This window comes from uncultured Polaribacter sp. (genome assembly GCF_947503875.1).
Taxonomy (GTDB): Bacteria; Bacteroidota; Bacteroidia; order Flavobacteriales; family Flavobacteriaceae; genus Polaribacter.
The window spans coordinates 316,307-334,168 of record NZ_CANNFH010000003.1 but is presented as its reverse complement, the minus strand read 5'-3'; the positions used below and the strand labels follow the sequence as shown (position 1 = coordinate 334,168).

The window sequence follows — 17,862 nt, the reverse complement described above, 5'->3', positions numbered from 1 at the left end:
ATCAAGGTAAAAGTATGCATTTTTATTGATATTTAATAAAAATGCATAAAAAAAGTGTTCATATTTTTAAAATATGAACACTTTTTTTATTAATAATGAGGTCTTAAGTTTACCTTTTTTGTTTTGCTTGTTGCTCTTGAGCTTGTTTCATAGCATCGTCTATTCTTTGTCTAAATTTAGACTTTTTCTTTTCTGGACGCTTCTTATTTTCCTCTATTTGTGCATGAATTTTGTCTTCATCAATTACAAAATTCTTAATTACTAACATAATTGCTATGGTTAATAAGTTAGAAATAAAGTAATATAAACTTAAAGAACTGGCATAATTGTTAAAGAAGAATAACATCATAATAGGAGAGAAGTAAATCATATACTTCATCATTTTACTCATATCTGGCATACCTTCTTGCGCTGGTGCTTGCATATTTGCTTGCTGACTTTGGTTCATTTTCATGTAAAAGAAAATGGCAACAGACGCTAATATTGGAAATAAACTCACATGATCTCCGTAAAACGGAATTGAAAAAGGAAGTTTAAAAATAGTATCGTAAGAAGATAAATCTGGAGCCCACAAAAAGCTTTCTTGTCTTAACGCTAAGTTTGTTGGAAAAAACTTAAATAATGCAAAGAAAACTGGCATTTGTAACAAGGCAGGTATACAGCCAGATAACATGCTAACACCTGCTTTACGCTGTATTGCCATGGTTTCTTGCTGACGCTTCATAGCGTTTTCTTTACCAGGATATTTTTCATTTAATGCAGTTAATTCTGGTCTAATAACCTTCATTTTAGCACTAGATAAATAAGATTTATATACTAAAGGAGACATTATTAAACGAACCACAATGGTCATTAAAATAATAATTAATCCATAGTTAGATAAAAAGCCTTTTAAGAAATTAAAAACAGGGTAAAAAATGGTTCTGTTTAAAAAACCAAAAATTCCCCAGCCTAAATCTGCCATTTGATCTAAGTCTGTTCCCGCAAATTGGTCTCCGCTTAATAAGTTATAATCACTTGGGCCGTAAAACCATTTCATGCTGTAATTTAACTCTCCGTTAGCCAATTCTAAAGGAGTTTTTAATTCGAATTTCTTTGTAAAAGTAGTATCTATTTCTTCGTTTACAACTAAATCTGTTGCTGTAACTGTTGCGTTATTAAGTGGTTTTTCAGATAATAAATTAGAGGTAAAAAAATGTTGCTTGTAAGCTACCCAATCTAAATCATTTACAATTTCACTATCAGCTTTAAAATACTCAACTTCACCTTCAGTTTTATAGTAAAGTTCTGTATACATAGTATTTTCTGTCTTTAAACTTTTCTCGTTTCTGTAACCATTTAAAGACCAATCTAAATTTATTGGGTTAGAGGCGTTAATTACATTGCTTAAACCTTGAGACCTTATGGCAAAATCTACCATATAATTATTAGGTTTCATTTCATAACGATATTCTAAAAATTGAGATTCAGAAACCATTAATTTTAAAGAAACTACAGTGTTTTCTCCGTTTTTGGTAACAGTTGGGGTAAAGTATAAATCTTTTGTATTTAAAATACGGTTGTCTGTGGTACCAAAATTAATATTAAAGGAAGCGTTATTGTTTTTAATTAGTTTTAGCGGTAAAGAATCGTAGGTTTTGTAATTTTTAATTAAAGCCTCTGTAATTTGTCCACCTTTATTACTTACCGTTAATTTTAAAACCTCGTTTTCTAAAACAGAAACACCTTCAGCTGCAGTAATTGCACTTTGAGCAAATGCGCCCAACTTATTTTGTAGTGCAACTTGTTTTATAGAATCGTTTGCAAAAGCAGTTTCATTTACTACTGTATTTGGTGTAGTGTTGTTGTTATTTGCAGGTGCAACAGTTTGTTCTGTTGTGGTAGTTTCTTCTAATGTTTCTTCTGGTTTGTTTGTACTCATCCACCAAAAAATGATTCCTCCTAAAAGAATCATTCCTATAAAGGAATTTAAATCGAATTTTTTTTGTTCCATGTGTTATTTTAAATTGTCATTTTGTCATTAAATACTTCTTTTTTGAAGTAAAAACCGACAAACTTAGTAAAAACCTATTGTTTTTTGTTGATTTAGCTGTTGTTGTTACTATTACATTATAGAGTTCAAATAGTGTACCTAAAAAGTTAGACTAAGAGCACCTTTAAATTATAAAGTTTTAGAATATTTTAAAGAAGCTTTAATAAAATCTACAAACAAAGGATGTGGTTTTAATACCGTGCTTTTATATTCTGGATGATACTGCACACCAACAAACCAAGGATGTTCTGGTATTTCTACCACTTCTACCAAGCCTGTTTTTGGGTTGGTACCAGCAGCTTTCATACCTGCACTTTCTATTTGGGCTAAATAGTCGTTATTAAATTCAAAACGGTGTCTGTGACGCTCGCTTATCAATTCAGAATTATAGGCTTTGTATACTTTAGATTTTGTGTTTAACTCACAATCCCAAGCACCTAAACGCATTGTACCCCCTTTTTCAGTAACCTTTTCTTGGCTTTCCATTAAGTTGATTACTGGGTGTTTGGTGCTCTTGTTCATTTCTGTAGAACTTGCATTCTCTAATTGAAGCACATTTCTAGCAAATTCAATTACTGCCATTTGCATACCTAAACATATACCAAAAAACGGAATGTTATTTTCTCTAGCATATTTTACGGCTCTAATTTTTCCTTCAATACCTCTATCTCCAAAACCTGGTGCTACTAAAATACCATGCACACCTTGTAATTTTTTTTCGAAGTTTTTAGGAGTTAAACCTTCAGAATGCACCCAACGTACGTTCACTTTGGTTTCATTAGAAGAACCTGCGTGTATAAATGCCTCTGTAATAGATTTGTAAGAATCGTGTAACTCTACGTATTTACCAATTAAGGCAATTTCTACTTCAGAAACTGGGTTTTTATGTTTTTGTATAAATTGATTCCAAAATTTTAATTCGGGTTCTTTGGTAGATTCTAGTTCTAATTTCTTTAAAACTACCCTGTCTAATCCTTCTGCTAACATTAAATTAGGCACGTCGTATATAGTTTCTGCATCTATAGATTGTATAACGTCTTCTTTTTTAACATTACAAAATAAAGCTAGTTTACGTTTAATATCGTCAGAAATATCATGTTCTGTTCTACAAACCAAAATATCTGGACTAACACCACTTTGCATTAGCATTTTTACAGAGTGTTGTGTAGGTTTTGTTTTTAACTCGCCAGCAGCCGCTAAATAAGGTACTAAAGTTAAGTGAATAACAATAGCGTTTTCTTCACCTTTCTCCCAAAGCAATTGTCTTACAGATTCTACATAAGGTAAAGACTCAATATCACCAACAGTTCCACCAATTTCTGTAATTACAATATCGTAATCTCCTGTTTCACCTAGAAGCTGAATTCTACGTTTAATTTCGTCTGTAATATGCGGAATTACTTGTACCGTTTTTCCTAAAAACTCTCCTTTACGCTCTTTGTTAATTACAGATTGATAAATTCTACCTGTGGTAACATTATTGGCTTGAGAAGTGGGTATGTTTAAATAACGCTCATAATGCCCTAAGTCTAGATCGGTTTCTGCACCATCATCTGTAACATAACATTCACCATGCTCATAAGGGTTTAAGGTTCCTGGATCTATATTAATGTAAGGATCTAGTTTTTGTATGGTAACAGAAAAACCTCTTTCTTGTAAAAGTTTTGCTAAAGATGCTGCAATAATTCCTTTTCCTAGTGAAGATGTTACGCCTCCTGTTACAAAAACGTATTTAGTATTACTCATGGTGTTTTTAGGTTTGCGCAAAAGTACTAACTCTAAAAATTCTGTCAAATAAAAAAGTTAGAAAAGATTTTATAATGTTTTGTTTGTTTACATTTGATAAAAATGAATTGGATAACAAGGTATCTACTAACTTTGATGATATTTATGAATTTAACTTTCAAAAACTGATGTTTTAGTAGCCATTTTTACTTTTTAAATATGATTTTTAGACTTTTGAGCATTTTTTTGATTGTATTACTAACTTCTTGCAACAGATTTTCTTATAATTTTCCAAATTACAGTTATGACAATCTTGCCATAAATAAAGGAATTAATGCAAATAGTACTTACATTTTAAATGCTACAAAAGAATATACAGATAAGGGATTAAGGTCTAAAAATATGCCAGAGGTAGTTGGTTATTTTAAAAAAAGACTAAATCAAAATTTAATTATTAAAAAGGATTTAAAAGATAATAGAGGTAAATATGTTTTACCGTTTGATATTCCTTATAAAGTTAGTAAACAAGATTTGACTTTTTTAAAAGAAGCAACAAATTTAGATTTTTTAATTTTATCTAAAATTGAATATCTAGAGCTTTTAAATAAAGAAAGCTTGAGTCAGAAAAATAAAGTTCGGCTTTTTTCTGCATTATCTGGAGCCATAGCAACAATTAAAATTATAGATTTACAAAATAATGAGGTGGTTTTAGAGATGAGCTGTACAGCAAGTGTAGGAGATTCACAAACTGCATTTCCAGAGGTAGACGAGTTTGGGATTGAAGAATTAGAAAGTATTCCCATCTATAAAAGCGCTGTAACATTGGGTAAAAAAGCAATGAAAAGACTACTTAAAAAAATAAACTAAAAATAATTTCATTTTTTTTTAAATAGTGTTTGTCTAAAATAAAAACAGTTGTATATTTGCACACGCTTTTAAAGAGCATAATGCACACGCATTAAAATAATTAAAGAAGACATTTAAAAATACATATAATGCCGAAAAGAACTTACCAGCCATCTAAAAGAAAGAGAAGAAACAAACATGGTTTCAGAGAAAGAATGGCTTCTGCAAATGGAAGAAAAGTTTTAGCTAGAAGAAGAGCTAAAGGAAGAAAGAAAATTTCTGTGTCTTCAGAATCTAGACATAAAAGATAATATAATGATTAACAATTTGTTAATAATTAAGGTGTTACTATTTTTAGTAACACCTTTTTTTATACTTAACAGATAATTATTTTTACAAACTCATATAACACAACTATTTATCATGCCAAAAAGAGAAGATTTAAAATCAATACTAATTATAGGATCTGGACCAATTGTTATTGGGCAAGCCTGTGAATTTGATTATTCAGGCTCTCAATCTTTACGATCTTTAAGAGAAGATGGTATAGAAACCATTTTAATCAATTCTAATCCAGCAACAATAATGACAGATCCGTCTATGGCAGATCATGTGTATTTGTTGCCTTTAACCACAAAATCTATCATTCAGATTTTAAAAGAACATCCGCAAATTGATGCTGTTTTACCAACAATGGGTGGGCAAACTGCGTTAAATCTTTGTATAGAAGCAGATGATAAAGGTATTTGGAAAGATTTTGATGTAAAGTTAATTGGTGTTGATATTGATGCAATTAATGTTACAGAAGATAGAGAACAATTTAGAGAGTTAATGCTAAAGATTGGCGTGCCAATGGCACCACAAGCCACAGCAACCTCTTTCTTAAAAGGTAAAGAAATTGCGCAAGAATATGGTTTTCCATTAGTAATTCGTTCTTCTTACACTTTAGGTGGGGCAGGAGCATCAATTGTATACAATCCAGAAGATTTTGACGAGTTGTTAAGAAGAGGTTTAGAAGCATCACCAATACACGAGGTGATGATTGATAAAGCCATGATGGGTTGGAAAGAATACGAATTAGAATTGTTAAGAGATAAAAATGATAATGTTGTAATTATCTGTTCTATAGAAAATATGGATCCTATGGGAATTCATACAGGAGACTCTATAACAGTAGCTCCAGCAATGACACTTTCTGACAAAACTTACCAAAAAATGCGTGATATGGCAATACATATGATGCGTTCTATTGGAGATTTTGAAGGTGGTTGTAACGTACAATTTGCAGTTTCACCAGACGAAAAAGAAGATATTATTGCCATAGAAATTAATCCAAGAGTATCTAGGTCTTCCGCTTTAGCGAGTAAAGCAACAGGTTACCCTATTGCAAAAGTAGCTACAAAATTGGCTATTGGGTATTCTTTAGATGAATTAGAAAACGGAATTACAAAATCTACATCTGCCTTATTTGAGCCAACTTTAGATTATGTAATTGTAAAAATACCACGTTGGAATTTTGATAAGTTTGAAGGTTCTGATAGAACTTTAGGTTTACAAATGAAAGCTGTTGGTGAAGTAATGGGAATTGGACGTTGTTTTCAAGAAGCATTGCATAAAGCTACGCAGTCTTTAGAAATTAAACGTAATGGTTTAGGGGCAGACGGAAAAGGATATACAGATTACAACCAAATTATAGAAAAATTAACCAACGCAAGTTGGGATAGAGTTTTTGCTATTTATGATGCCATTGCAATGGGAATTCCATTGAGCAAAATTTATGATATCACTAAAATAGACATGTGGTACTTAAAGCAATATGAAGAGTTGTTTCAATTGCAAAAAGAAATAGCGACTTATTCTATAGATACTATAGAAAGAGATTTGTTATTAGAAGCAAAACAAAAAGGTTATGGTGACAGACAAATAGCACATATGCTAGATTGTTTAGAATCTGAAGTGTATACCAAAAGAGAGAAGTTTAAAATACAACGTGTATTTAAATTGGTAGATACTTGTGCTGCAGAATTTACAGCAAAAACACCTTATTATTACTCTACTTTTGAGAATGAAATTGAATCTGCAAGCGGAGAAATTACCATTGCAAATGAAAGTATTGTTACCGATAAAAAGAAAATTATAGTACTAGGTTCTGGACCAAACAGAATTGGGCAAGGTATAGAATTTGATTATTGTTGTGTGCATGGCGTTTTAGCTGCTGCAGAATGTGGTTATGAAACGATTATGATTAACTGTAATCCAGAAACAGTTTCTACAGATTTTGATACGGCAGACAAATTATATTTTGAGCCTGTTTTTTGGGAACATATTTATGATATTATTCGTCATGAAAAACCAGAAGGTGTTATTGTACAATTAGGAGGACAAACTGCATTAAAATTAGCAGAAAAGTTAACTAAATACGGCATTAAAATTATTGGTACTTCTTTTGAAGCTTTAGATATTGCTGAAGATAGAGGGCGTTTTTCTTCAATGTTGAAGGAAAATAGCATTCCTTATCCAGAATTTGGTATTGCAGAAACGGCTGACGAAGCTTTAACTTTAGCAGATGAATTGAATTTCCCAATCTTAGTAAGACCTTCTTACGTTTTAGGAGGACAAGGAATGAAAATTGTAATCAACAAAGAAGAATTAGTAGAACATGTAGTAGATTTATTAGGCAGAATGCCAGGAAATAAATTACTATTAGACCATTATTTAGATGGTGCAATAGAAGCAGAAGCAGATGCAATTTGCGATGCAGATGGAAATGTATACATTATTGGAATTATGGAGCATATAGAGCCATGTGGAATTCACTCTGGAGATTCTAATGCAACTTTACCTGCTTTTAATTTGGGTGAATTTGTAATGCAACAAATTAAAGATCATACACATACCATTGCTAGAGAATTAAAAACGGTTGGTTTAATAAACATTCAATTTGCAATTAAAGATGATACCGTTTATATAATTGAAGCAAACCCAAGAGCATCTAGAACAGTACCTTTTATTGCAAAAGCATACAAAGAACCGTATGTAAATTACGCAACAAAAGTAATGTTAGGAGAGAAAAAAGTGACAGACTTTAAGTTTAATCCACAACTAGATGGTTTTGCAATTAAACAACCTGTATTCTCTTTCAATAAGTTTCCTAATGTAGATAAACGTTTAGGGCCAGAAATGAAATCTACAGGAGAAAGTATCTTGTTTATAGATAGCTTAAAAGATGATGAATTTTACGATTTATACGCTAGAAGAAAAATGTATTTGAGTAAGTAGAAGTTACTCTTATTTTAAGTGAAAAAAAGCATCCAAAATAATATTTGGATGCTTTTTTATTTAAAGTATAACAGTTTAACTATTTTATCTTTTTGTTTCTTGTATGCAGAATATAAGTCACGTTTAAACCAAAATGAAAGTTAGGATCTTTAAAGTTAAAATTATTTGTAGTTTTTCCTAGAAATACATCTTCGGCATAATTTCTAGCATTGGTTACATGAAACTGTGCCATTATATCTCCAATTTCCCAATTAATACCTGTCATAAAGGTATTAAATGTAGCTTTTGATTTTAAAGGATTTGTTACATAACCATATTCAGAAACAATGCTGGTATGCTTTCCAATTTTATGTCTACCCGCAAAAACAACTGCAAATTGTGTAGCGGGGTCATTAGGATCTGCAGATTTTGCTGTTCTGTAAATTAGAGTTGGTGCAATTTGCAATGAAAAAAGACGGTTTACTTTTTTTGAAATTAAAATCTGACTACAAAAACCTACTTTTTCAGTAGCATCTTCCTCGTAAAAATCATCTGGATCTTCTGTTAAAGATTTATAAGAAAAATTTTGCACGAGGGTTACACTTACAGGCATTTTTTTAGCATCTTTTTTTTGTTGAAAAAGTCGGTATTTTAAATGTCCGTCTGTAATTTTATCAAAATTTGTATAACCTAGACCAATTGTAAACTTATCTGTGAACGCGTAATCTAAACCATAACGCCTAGTAACTTCATCTGCCAAAAAGCTTTGTTCTGTTTCAGTAGGCTTGTTCCAATATCTATTGTAAAAAGATAGTTGTAAGGCACCCTTTTGTCGGGTTTCTACAGAATGCCCTAAACCAATTCTAGTGCTTTTAAAAGATGCGAGTTCATTTTGGTAAGTATTGGGCAACTCTTTTTGCAATTGTTCTAATAAATCTTGTGCATTAGCAGACATACTTAAGCATACAATTAAAATTCTGAATATGTGCCTAGTTTTCATGAGGTTGGTATTGAAATTTGAATTTTAAATTAATTGTTTTGGCAATATTACTAGTTAGAATTGCGGGTATTTTTATGTTGAAGTCGTTAACAAGTGCAACAAATTCTCCCGTTAATGTATAGCTATTGTTACTATAGGTTATGTTTGTTTTTATGCTTACTTTTTTAGAAACACCATGTATAGTAAGTGTGCCTTTTATAACAGTATCTTGTGTTGGTGTTTTAGGGCTAAAACCAATAATTTCACCCTTAAAGTTTGCTTGTGGGTATAGGTCAGATTCTATGTAACTTTCATTAAAATGTTCGTACATTAAATCCTTTTTAAAAACAAAAGCACGCATTAACATGCTAACTGCAATTTCTTTATTTTCAATATCAATAATACTTAATACTTGGTTGTTTTGGGCTTCTATATTTTCTACAGAAGTGTAAGAGAAAAATGTAACTTGGCCTTGCCTTGCAATATATTGTTTGTCATTTTTAGTGAAAGTACTAAAAATTGTAAAAAATAATAAAAGAGATACTATTTTATTCATTGGGATTTAAATCTATATAACAATTAAGTAAAATTACGTCCATTAAAAAACCTTTACAGGTGCCTTTAACAGTTATTTTTTGATTTTTTTTTAACGATTTTAATTTTTCCAACTGATCAATATTTGTATCGCAAATAATACCATGTTTATTATTTTTGGTGTACAAAATTACAGTTTTTCTTTCGTTAATAAAATTCACTTTTTTTACAAAACCAGTAATTTCTATAATCTTACCAACATAAAGACTATCTGAATTTGTTTTGTTTTTTGTAAAGTTAGAAACTATTTCGCTTGAGTTTAAATTATATGCAGCATTTACATCATCTAATTTTTTATCTGAAGATTTTAAAAATGGTACAACCATCCAATAACTTAAACTAATTAGAGTAATTAAAAAAAGAGACGAGAAAAATATTTTTAAGGTTTTCATTTTATTACGTCAAATTAAAAGAAAATAAATAAGTTATACTATAAAATTACGCTAAAAGGGAAAAACAAGACTTTAAGCAGCAATTTTAATAGAAAAAAGAATAGTGTTATATTTAACTTTTTAAGATTTTATGAAAAAAGACAAACTTTATTTTTTAACTTTTTTGGCAATTACTATTGTTTTTCTCTTTGTAGCAGCTGTAGCGTCGCAATATTTTATTAAAGCAAGTGCAAATCAATTATTAGAAGTACAGGTAGAATCTAGTAAAAGAGAAGCCAAAGAAGTTGCTAGTTTATTAGATTATCAACTTTCTAAAGGTGTTACTAAACAAGAGTTGGTAGAAAAAATGCAACAGATTGTTGCAAATAGTAATAAAAATAGTTGGTTTTTAAGTGTTTTTGATTGGAGTGGGAAAGAGGTTGTACATCCAGATTTATCTATAATAGGTCAGGAGTTAAACCCTAATCAAACCTTAATAGCGTCTTTAGAAGGAAAAAATAGTTCAGATGATTTATATGAGATTTTGGTAAACAGAAACTCAGAAGATAAAATGCTTTCTGAGGTAATACATATTGCACCATTAAAAGAGGTAGATTTATTAGTTGCAGCACATGTGAATATGAATAAGATTGCAACACAAATGAATAAATTAAAGAACAATTTTTATCTAATATTCTTAATTATGGGAATATTAGTAATTGGTCTGTCTTTTTTAGCGGTACGTTTTATTGGTAGTGCTTATGAAAAGGAATTAGAAATTAATAACTCTACTTTAAGGTCTGAGGTAGTTAATTTATCTAAACTAAATACAGATTTAGTTACTTATAAAGAAAAAATTATAGAAAGGGCAGAGAGGCAAGAGAAGTTACAAGAGCAAATTGAAGAGAAAGACGTTTTATCAAACAAAAGTTTCGAAGAACCTTCAGAAAGAGAAAAACAACGTATTTTAACTTATGTTAGAAATGAGTTAGTACCTATACCTATAAAAAATATCGCTTATATATGCACAGAAAATACCATTACCTACGTAGTTTGCTTTAGCGGAAAAAGATCTACAACAAATGCTAGTTTAGATGATATGTACGCCAATTTAAATAATACGATATTTTTTAGAGCAAACAGACAATTTATAATTAGCATAACTGCCATAGATAAAATTATTAAGTATGGTAATAGTCAACTTAAGATTGTATTACAAGCTAAAACTTCAGAAGAAATAATTATCAGCAAAAATAAAGCAGCAGAGTTTAAACAGTGGTTAAATATGTAGTTTTTTTGAGGGGTTGTAAAATCCCTTTAATGCTTTTTTTTCCTCTTTAACTTTTTTAATTCCCCTTAATAGAACTTAATAGTGGGGTAAACGTTAATATGTACTTAATTTACAATCAGAAATTATAAAAGTAATAAACATGAAAAACAATTGGAATTTTAAAATGGTATTAGCAATAACTGCTTTATGCATAATTATTGCGTCTTGCGCTTCTAATGTAGAAGAAGAGCAAATGGCTTCAGTAGAAATGGAAGAAGGAATGGAAGACCCAACAACGGTTGAAATGGTTTCTTTTGCAAATCAAGTAAAACCTATTATAGATGCAAGATGTGTTGTTTGTCATTCTCCAGAAACAAGAGGTATTTTTCCTAATTTAAGAACTTTTGCAGAGGTTAAGGCAAGAGCAGAAAGAGTAGGTATTAGAGTTGGTAATGGAACTATGCCACAAGGTGGACCTTTACCAAGTGCTCAAATGCAATTAATTGTAGACTGGGTTAATGAAGGTGCTTTAGATAATTAAAGAAGAATTTATGAAATTTAAAAAAATTATAATTTCAGCATTAATTCTATTAATTATTGGGTTGTTTGTTGCGTACAAAATGTACAACAAACCTCACGTTAATGTAGCAGATGAAAAGGCAACTGTTTCTTTATCTGCGGCTAAACTGTTGCAAGATTTTAGCACAGATGAAGCTACAGCTAATGCCGATTATTTAGAAAAAATAATACAGGTAAAAGGAATAGTAGCAGAAGCTAAAGTAGAAAACAACAAAGGAATTGTAACGCTAGAAACTGGAGATGATTTTGCTACTATTTTGTGTCACTTAACAGTGGAAGAAACTAAAAATATTAACACCATTAAAGTAGGGCAAAATATAAGTTTAAAAGGTATATGTACTGGCTTTTTAATGGATGTAGTATTAGTAAAGTGTGTAATTACCAATTAAAAAAATAAAATAATGAAAAATTTATATATAGTATGTTTTTGTTTTTTAGCGGTTTGTTTAACAAATGCTCAAGAAAGATATTTGACAAAAAGTGGAGAAATTACTTTTTTTTCTGAATCTCCTTTAGAAAACATAGCCGCAAAAAATAGCCAGGTTTTAAGTATTGTAGATGCAGGAAAAAAACAAATGGCAATTTCTATTCTAATGAAGTCATTTATGTTTGAAAAAGCATTAATGCAAGAACATTTTAATGAGAATTACGTAGAATCGGATAAATATCCAAAAGCTACCTTTAGAGGAGCTATTCTAAATTTTGATACCATTACAGATAAAGAAACTAAGGTTGAAGTAAAAGGGAAATTAACCATACATGGCATTACAAAAGAAATGGTAATTAAAGCTTTAGCGGTAAAAAAAGACAATGCCATAGTAATGCAAGGAGATTTTTTTATAACATTATCTGATTTTAATGTAGATATACCATCTGTTGTAGAAAAAAACATCGCGAAAGAAATAAAAGTAAGCTTTAACTTTAATCATCAACCATTTAAAAAATAATACATGAAAAATTTACTAACCTTAGCTTTACTAGTACTTATAAATTCACATTTTTATGCTCAAGACGATTTATTAGATGTTTTAGATGCAGAAACACCTGAGACAGAAAACATTGTTACAGCTACTTTTAAAGGAACAAGAATTGTAAACGGGCATTCTGTAGAAAACAGAAAAAATAAAGAGTTAGAATTTATTATAGCACACAGATTTGGTGCAATTAATACAGGTATTGAAGATTTATTTGGATTAGATATATCAAACATTCGTTTTTCTTTTGAATACGGTTTGTCAGATAATTTAACGGCTGGTTTAAGCAGAGCAAGTGTAGAAAAAACTTACGAAGGATTTTTAAAATACAGTTTATTAAAACAAAAAACGGGTGCAAATGCATTTCCTTTTGCAGTTTCTTTGTTTGGTAGTGTTGCCGCTAAAAGTGAAAAAGCAATTCCTGGTTTTGAGCGTACCTTTGTAGAAAGTTTATTTTACACAGCGCAAGTGTTAATTGCAAGAAAAATAAATTCTTCGGTATCTTTTCAATTAACACCAACTTTTGTAAATAGAAATTTAACGGCTACTTTTGAAGACCCACATAGTATTTTTGCCTTAGGTATTGGTACTAGAGTAAAAGTAAGTAAAAGAGTCTCTTTAAATGCAGAATATTTTCCACAGTTTAATAAATTAAAATCTATAGACGCTACAAATTCTTTAGCTTTTGGTATAGATATAGAAACTGGTGGTCATGTTTTTCAGATTATTTTAGCAAACTCTAGAAGAATGGTAGAAAAAGCTTTTATTACAGAAACTACAGGAGACTTTTTTGCTGGTGATATTCATTTAGGTTTTAATCTTTCTAGGACTTTTTAACTATTATAAAAATAATATTTAAAACTAATGTTATTTCGAATTTATGGAGAAATCTTAATTTAACTAATAGATTTCTCAACTATACTTCTTAATGTTTGAAATTATAAATAACTAATTTTTCAGCTACATAAAAAATATAGACTTTAATAGTTATATACAACCCATTCTTATTAAACTTTCTGTTTTTAAAACAGAGAGCCTAAAATTATATACAGATGTTTCAAAGAAATTATACAGTTAAAGGAGAAGATGTAAACGATTTTATGGTGATGCAAAATGCTGCATTTTTAAAATATGCTTCTAAATTATTTGATACTTTTTTATTTGTAAATGGTTTTGCAAAGTTAAAAATGAATACATTAAAAGTTGGTTTGCATAAAAGTAAAGATACCTTAGAGCAACAACACAAGTATTTAATGTTTACGCAACCTTTTTCTATACAGTTAGATTTTAAAGAAATAGAATCTTGTAACAAAAAAATGTTTGTAGACGTTCAGTTTTTTAATAATAAAAAGGAATTGTGTGCAGTAGTTAAAAGAGAACTTTTTTGGTTTGATTATAGCACTTGGCAAGTAATTACACCACCAAAAAAAATACTAAAACATTTTACCAAAACGGCTGTTTTACAATACGCTTCTTAACCTTACAGCATAGAATTTAAACTAAAAAAAAAGCCTAGCACATTACTGTATTAGGCTTTTTTAGTTTATAAAAACTATTTTATTTACTTGTCGCTTTTTTTGGTGTTGCTTTATCAGCAATAATTCTTTTTTCCATATTAGCAACTTCCCAAGCTGTATGAAAAACCAAACGTGCTCTATTTTCTAAAAGTTCGTAGTTAATTCTGTCTGGTGTGTCTGTTGGTTTGTGATAATCTGCATGCGTGCCATTAAAGTAAAAGATAATTGGCACATTATTTTTTGCAAAGTTGTAATGGTCAGATCTATAGTAAAATCTATTTGGATCATTCTCATCATTATACTTATAATCTAAATTAATTTTTGTGTATTTCTCATTCATTCTTTCAGATAAATTGTGCAATTCTGTACTTAATTTATCAGAACCAATTAAATATACAAAATTAGGATCTTCTTTATGTCTATCATCAATTCTACCAATCATGTCTATATTTAAATTACAAACTGTATTTGTTAAAGGAAAAATAGGATCTACATCTGTATAATACTTAGAACCTAGCAAACCTTTTTCTTCACCAGTAACATGTAAAAATAAGATAGAACGTTTTGGCCCTTTACCATTTTTTACTGCCATTTGAAAAGCTTCTGCAATTTCTAAAATAGCTACTGTTCCAGAACCATCATCATCTGCACCATTGTACACTTCTCCATTTTTTACACCTTCATGATCTAAATGCGCAGAAATTACTATAATTTCTTCTGGTTTTTCTGAACCTTTAATAAAGGCTACTACATTTTCAGAGTCCTTAAATTGCCCTCTTCTTGTGTTTTTATTTATCCAATCAGATGGTACTTCTTGGTAATAATCATTACCACCTAAAGGGCTAACAATACCTTTATTAACGTAAAAGTCTTTTAAATAGGCTACTGCTTTTTTCTGTCCAGGTTCTCCAGTTTCTCTACCCTCAAACTCATCTGAAGCGTAAGTAAACAAATGTGCTCCTAAATCTTTAGCAGTAATTGTTGCTGCATATTTTGCAGCTTGATCTCCATTTGCACCACCAGATGCATCTTTACTAGAACCACATGCCATAAAAGCCAATGCACTAGCAACATAAAGTATTTTTTTCATCGATTGTAAAGGTATTTTGTTTGTTTTTAAAAGTAATCAAATGTAATGGAAATTTACATTTTTCTCAAAATTAAATTTTGTTGATGACAAACTGTTGCAAATCTTTGTTAAATTTTATTAAATCATTAGGAAAAAGGCTTGTAAAAGCATTCTGATTAATTAAGTTTTCTGTGGTGTTAAAAAGTATTTTATCATCATTTAAAATCATTAATTTATCAGACAATTGTATGGCTAAATTTACTTCGTGAGAAGAAATGATAATGGTTTTACGAGTTTCTTTTACCAATTTTTTTAAAAGTGAAAATATTAAAACGGTTTGATGGATGTCTAAATGTGCAGTAGGTTCATCTAAGATAATAACTTCTGTATCTTGTGCTAATGCTCTTGCTATTAAAACACGTTGCAGTTGTCCATCACTCAACTCGTAAAACTTTCTGTTTTTTAAATAGCTAATTTCAGTTTGGTCAATTGCGGTATTTATTTTTTCTAAATCTAAAGCAGAAAGTTTATCAAGCCAATTGGTGTAAGGCTGTCTTCCCAATGCAATTAATTCAAAAACTGTTAATTGACTTTCTGGTAAACGCTCTGTTAAAACCAAACTTAGTTTTTTAGAAAGTTGGTTTTCTGTATAGTTTTCTAGATTTTTTTCATCAAAATAAATGGCACCCAATAATGGTTTTTGAACCCTAGATAACGTTCTTAATAAGGTAGATTTTCCAACTCCGTTTTTACCCAAAATACTAATAAATTGCCCTTTTTCTATGGCGATATTTATTTGAGATAATATAATTTTATCCTTTTTTTTCTGAGAATAACCAATGGCTAAATTTTCAGTTCTTAAAACAATATGTGCGTTGTTCTTTTTAATTTTACTTGTTTTTTTGATTGTGTTAAATATATAATTTCTTTTTTCTAAGCAGTAACCAAATTACTATGGGTGCTCCAAAAAGTGAAGTAATTGCATTTATGGGTAAGGTAAATTCGTTTGCTGGTAGCTGTGCAATAGTATCGCAAATTAGTAAAATTATGGCACCTAAAATTACTACAGCAGGTATTAATGTTTTATGATTTGAGGTTGTAAATATTAATCTCGCAATATGTGGTACAGCTAAACCTATAAAGGCAATTGGGCCAGCAAAAGCGGTAATTATACCTGTTAAAATACAAGTAATTAATAAAATAATATTTTTACTTTTTTTAATGTTGATGCCTAAACTTTTAGCATAATTTTCTCCTAATAAAAAACTATTTAAAGGTTTTATAATAAATAGGGTAGCTAGCAAAGCAAGTATATAAACTGAAGCAAATATTAATAATTCATTCCAAGATAAATTTCCTAAACTACCAAAACTCCAAAATACATATTGCTGAATTTGTTCTGCAGGACTAAAATAGGCTAATACAGATATGATTGCAGCAGTTAAACTGCCAAACATTAAACCAATAATTAAAATAGACATGGTATTTCTAACTCTGTAAGATGCTAAAATAACAGCAGATAAAACTAAAAAAGCCCCAAAACTAGAAGCTATTGGTATAGACCAGCTAGAAAATACTTCTGTTAAAAAGAAACCACCAAATAAAGATGAACCCAAAATAAATAAGGCTACACCTAAACTTGCGCCAGAAGAAATACCTAAAACAAAAGGGCCTGCAAGCGGATTTCTAAATAAGGTTTGCATTAATAAGCCAGCAACAGATAAACCAGAACCTACTAAAATGGCAGTAATGGCTTTTGGTAATCTAAAATTTAAAATTATAGTTTCCCAACTCTCTTTGGAAGCAATGCCACCAGTTAAAATAGTAAAGATGTCTTTAAAAGGTATGGTAACAGAACCCAAACTAATATTTATTAAAAACAAAATTAGAAGTAAAACTGATAAGAGTGCAAAATATTTTGTGTAGTTTCTTTGTTCCATTCTTTTGTTCCTGCGCAAGCAGGAATCTATTTTAATAATTCTTCAAAAAATTAACTAATTGCTGAACGGCAAGTCCTCTATGAGAAATTTTGTTTTTTTCTTCGGAATTCATTTGGGCAAAAGATGTAGTAAAACCTTCTGGTTTAAAAATGGGATCGTAACCAAAACCTTTTTCCCCTTGTTTTTGGGTTAAAATTTCACCTTTGCAAACACCTTCAAAAAGAAATTGTTTATTATCTAAATTTAAACAAATTGCCGTTCTAAATTGCGCTTTTCTATTGGTTTTGTTTTGCAACTCCTTTATAAGTTTTTGCATGTTATTTTCTGCATTTGCAGGTTCACCAGCAAAACGTGCAGAATAAACACCTGGTTTACCATCTAAACTTTCTACTTCTAAACCAGTATCATCTGCAAAGCAATTGTAGCCAAATTTATTGGTAATATAGTCTGCTTTTAATTTTGCATTGCCTTCTAAAGTAGTTTCCGTTTCTTCAACTTCATCAAAACAATTAATGTCTTTTAAACTGAGTATCTCTATAGAAGTTGGCAACATTTCTTGCACTTCTTTTAGTTTATTTGCGTTGTTGGTAGAAAAGACTAGTTTCATTAAAATTAGATTGATTTGCTACAAATGTAATCAATTTTAAAGTGAAAATTTATTTGAAAATTGGTAAATAAAACAAAATAAAACTTTTAAATTGCAAAACC

The 17,862-nt window shown here is 29.9% G+C and carries 18 protein-coding genes; 9 read left to right on the top strand and 9 right to left on the bottom strand.

Annotation, left to right across the window (positions count from 1 at the left end):
• Positions 1-109: 109 nt before the first annotated feature.
• Together yidC and Q0684_RS06500 are read right to left on the bottom strand one after the other, a co-directional pair.
• Positions 110-1,993, bottom strand: coding sequence for a membrane protein insertase YidC (gene yidC / locus Q0684_RS06505; protein WP_299014040.1), 1,884 nt, complete (start codon positions 1,991-1,993; stop codon positions 110-112).
• A 168-nt stretch (positions 1,994-2,161) separates the two neighbouring features.
• Positions 2,162-3,778, bottom strand: coding sequence for a CTP synthase (locus Q0684_RS06500; protein ID WP_299014037.1), 1,617 nt, complete (start codon positions 3,776-3,778; stop codon positions 2,162-2,164).
• A gap of 225 nt (positions 3,779-4,003) precedes the next feature.
• Here Q0684_RS06500 and Q0684_RS06495 point away from each other — a divergent pair, with 225 nt between their 5' ends.
• The 3 genes from Q0684_RS06495 (at position 4,004) to carB (ending at position 7,882) form a co-directional block, all read left to right on the top strand.
• Complete coding sequence (locus Q0684_RS06495; protein ID WP_299014034.1) at positions 4,004-4,624, top strand: hypothetical protein; 621 nt, start codon at positions 4,004-4,006, stop codon at positions 4,622-4,624.
• Positions 4,625-4,752: 128 nt separating this feature from the next.
• Entirely contained in the window at positions 4,753-4,914 is a 162-nt protein-coding gene (gene rpmH / locus Q0684_RS06490; protein ID WP_088324822.1) for a 50S ribosomal protein L34, read from the top strand.
• A 112-nt stretch (positions 4,915-5,026) separates the two neighbouring features.
• A complete protein-coding gene (gene carB / locus Q0684_RS06485; protein ID WP_299014030.1) occupies positions 5,027-7,882 on the top strand; it encodes a carbamoyl-phosphate synthase large subunit in 2,856 nt (951 codons plus the stop codon).
• A gap of 79 nt (positions 7,883-7,961) precedes the next feature.
• On the opposite strand, the gene Q0684_RS06480 is transcribed toward carB, so the two are convergent.
• The 3 genes from Q0684_RS06480 to Q0684_RS06470 are packed head-to-tail and all read right to left on the bottom strand — an operon-like array spanning position 7,962 to position 9,826.
• Positions 7,962-8,861 (bottom strand): DUF5777 family beta-barrel protein, encoded by a 900-nt coding sequence (locus tag Q0684_RS06480; RefSeq protein ID WP_299014027.1) that lies wholly within the window; start codon positions 8,859-8,861, stop codon positions 7,962-7,964.
• Positions 8,851-9,396, bottom strand: a complete 546-nt coding sequence (locus Q0684_RS06475; RefSeq protein ID WP_299014024.1) for a YceI family protein — start codon at positions 9,394-9,396, stop codon at positions 8,851-8,853. The genes Q0684_RS06480 and Q0684_RS06475 overlap by 11 nt, the downstream gene beginning before the upstream one ends.
• Positions 9,389-9,826 (bottom strand): hypothetical protein, encoded by a 438-nt coding sequence (locus Q0684_RS06470; RefSeq protein ID WP_299014022.1) that lies wholly within the window; start codon positions 9,824-9,826, stop codon positions 9,389-9,391. The genes Q0684_RS06475 and Q0684_RS06470 overlap by 8 nt, the downstream gene beginning before the upstream one ends.
• A 130-nt stretch (positions 9,827-9,956) precedes the next feature.
• Here Q0684_RS06470 and Q0684_RS06465 point away from each other — a divergent pair, with 130 nt between their 5' ends.
• From Q0684_RS06465 to Q0684_RS06440, 6 genes are all read left to right on the top strand, one after another.
• Positions 9,957-11,096: a LytTR family DNA-binding domain-containing protein gene (locus Q0684_RS06465; protein WP_299014019.1), complete on the top strand. Its 1,140-nt coding sequence runs from the start codon at positions 9,957-9,959 to the stop codon at positions 11,094-11,096.
• 139 nt (positions 11,097-11,235) lie between these two features.
• The gene (locus Q0684_RS06460; RefSeq protein WP_299014017.1) at positions 11,236-11,616 is read left to right on the top strand and encodes a hypothetical protein; all 381 of its coding nucleotides are present in this window, start codon (positions 11,236-11,238) and stop codon (positions 11,614-11,616) included.
• A 10-nt stretch (positions 11,617-11,626) separates the two neighbouring features.
• Positions 11,627-12,043, top strand: a complete 417-nt coding sequence (locus Q0684_RS06455; RefSeq protein WP_299014015.1) for a hypothetical protein — start codon at positions 11,627-11,629, stop codon at positions 12,041-12,043.
• 12 nt (positions 12,044-12,055) lie between these two features.
• Positions 12,056-12,601: a YceI family protein gene (locus Q0684_RS06450; RefSeq protein ID WP_299014012.1), complete on the top strand. Its 546-nt coding sequence runs from the start codon at positions 12,056-12,058 to the stop codon at positions 12,599-12,601.
• A 3-nt stretch (positions 12,602-12,604) separates the two neighbouring features.
• Positions 12,605-13,465, top strand: coding sequence for a DUF5777 family beta-barrel protein (locus Q0684_RS06445; RefSeq protein WP_299014010.1), 861 nt, complete (start codon positions 12,605-12,607; stop codon positions 13,463-13,465).
• Positions 13,466-13,680: 215 nt separating this feature from the next.
• Positions 13,681-14,106: a thioesterase family protein gene (locus Q0684_RS06440; protein WP_299014007.1), complete on the top strand. Its 426-nt coding sequence runs from the start codon at positions 13,681-13,683 to the stop codon at positions 14,104-14,106.
• A 79-nt stretch (positions 14,107-14,185) separates the two neighbouring features.
• On the opposite strand, the gene Q0684_RS06435 is transcribed toward Q0684_RS06440, so the two are convergent.
• The 4 genes from Q0684_RS06435 to Q0684_RS06420 all read right to left on the bottom strand — a co-directional run bounded on the left by Q0684_RS06435 (position 14,186) and on the right by Q0684_RS06420 (position 17,761).
• Positions 14,186-15,235, bottom strand: a complete 1,050-nt coding sequence (locus Q0684_RS06435) for a M28 family metallopeptidase (RefSeq protein WP_299014002.1) — start codon at positions 15,233-15,235, stop codon at positions 14,186-14,188.
• Between the two features lie 70 nt (positions 15,236-15,305).
• A complete protein-coding gene (locus Q0684_RS06430; protein WP_299014371.1) occupies positions 15,306-16,103 on the bottom strand; it encodes an ABC transporter ATP-binding protein in 798 nt (265 codons plus the stop codon).
• A gap of 22 nt (positions 16,104-16,125) precedes the next feature.
• A complete protein-coding gene (locus Q0684_RS06425) occupies positions 16,126-17,154 on the bottom strand; it encodes an iron ABC transporter permease (protein ID WP_299013999.1) in 1,029 nt (342 codons plus the stop codon).
• 31 nt (positions 17,155-17,185) lie between these two features.
• Positions 17,186-17,761: a non-canonical purine NTP diphosphatase gene (locus tag Q0684_RS06420; protein WP_299013996.1), complete on the bottom strand. Its 576-nt coding sequence runs from the start codon at positions 17,759-17,761 to the stop codon at positions 17,186-17,188.
• Between the last annotated feature and the right edge of the window lie 101 nt (positions 17,762-17,862).

Excerpts from the sequence above, each read along its gene's own strand:
- carB (WP_299014030.1), top strand. The coding sequence starts at position 5,027 with ATGCCAAAAAGAGAAGATTTAAAATCAATACTAATTATAGGATCTGGA.
- Q0684_RS06475 (WP_299014024.1), bottom strand. The coding sequence starts at position 9,396 with ATGAATAAAATAGTATCTCTTTTATTATTTTTTACAATTTTTAGTACT.
- Q0684_RS06445 (WP_299014010.1), top strand. The coding sequence starts at position 12,605 with ATGAAAAATTTACTAACCTTAGCTTTACTAGTACTTATAAATTCACAT.
- yidC (WP_299014040.1), bottom strand. The coding sequence starts at position 1,993 with ATGGAACAAAAAAAATTCGATTTAAATTCCTTTATAGGAATGATTCTT.
- Q0684_RS06500 (WP_299014037.1), bottom strand. The coding sequence starts at position 3,778 with ATGAGTAATACTAAATACGTTTTTGTAACAGGAGGCGTAACATCTTCA.
- rpmH (WP_088324822.1), top strand. The coding sequence starts at position 4,753 with ATGCCGAAAAGAACTTACCAGCCATCTAAAAGAAAGAGAAGAAACAAA.
- Q0684_RS06460 (WP_299014017.1), top strand. The coding sequence starts at position 11,236 with ATGAAAAACAATTGGAATTTTAAAATGGTATTAGCAATAACTGCTTTA.
- Q0684_RS06480 (WP_299014027.1), bottom strand. The coding sequence starts at position 8,861 with ATGAAAACTAGGCACATATTCAGAATTTTAATTGTATGCTTAAGTATG.
- Q0684_RS06465 (WP_299014019.1), top strand. The coding sequence starts at position 9,957 with ATGAAAAAAGACAAACTTTATTTTTTAACTTTTTTGGCAATTACTATT.
- Q0684_RS06435 (WP_299014002.1), bottom strand. The coding sequence starts at position 15,235 with ATGAAAAAAATACTTTATGTTGCTAGTGCATTGGCTTTTATGGCATGT.
- Q0684_RS06470 (WP_299014022.1), bottom strand. The coding sequence starts at position 9,826 with ATGAAAACCTTAAAAATATTTTTCTCGTCTCTTTTTTTAATTACTCTA.
- Q0684_RS06450 (WP_299014012.1), top strand. The coding sequence starts at position 12,056 with ATGAAAAATTTATATATAGTATGTTTTTGTTTTTTAGCGGTTTGTTTA.
- Q0684_RS06420 (WP_299013996.1), bottom strand. The coding sequence starts at position 17,761 with ATGAAACTAGTCTTTTCTACCAACAACGCAAATAAACTAAAAGAAGTG.
- Q0684_RS06425 (WP_299013999.1), bottom strand. The coding sequence starts at position 17,154 with ATGGAACAAAGAAACTACACAAAATATTTTGCACTCTTATCAGTTTTA.
- Q0684_RS06440 (WP_299014007.1), top strand. The coding sequence starts at position 13,681 with ATGTTTCAAAGAAATTATACAGTTAAAGGAGAAGATGTAAACGATTTT.
- Q0684_RS06455 (WP_299014015.1), top strand. The coding sequence starts at position 11,627 with ATGAAATTTAAAAAAATTATAATTTCAGCATTAATTCTATTAATTATT.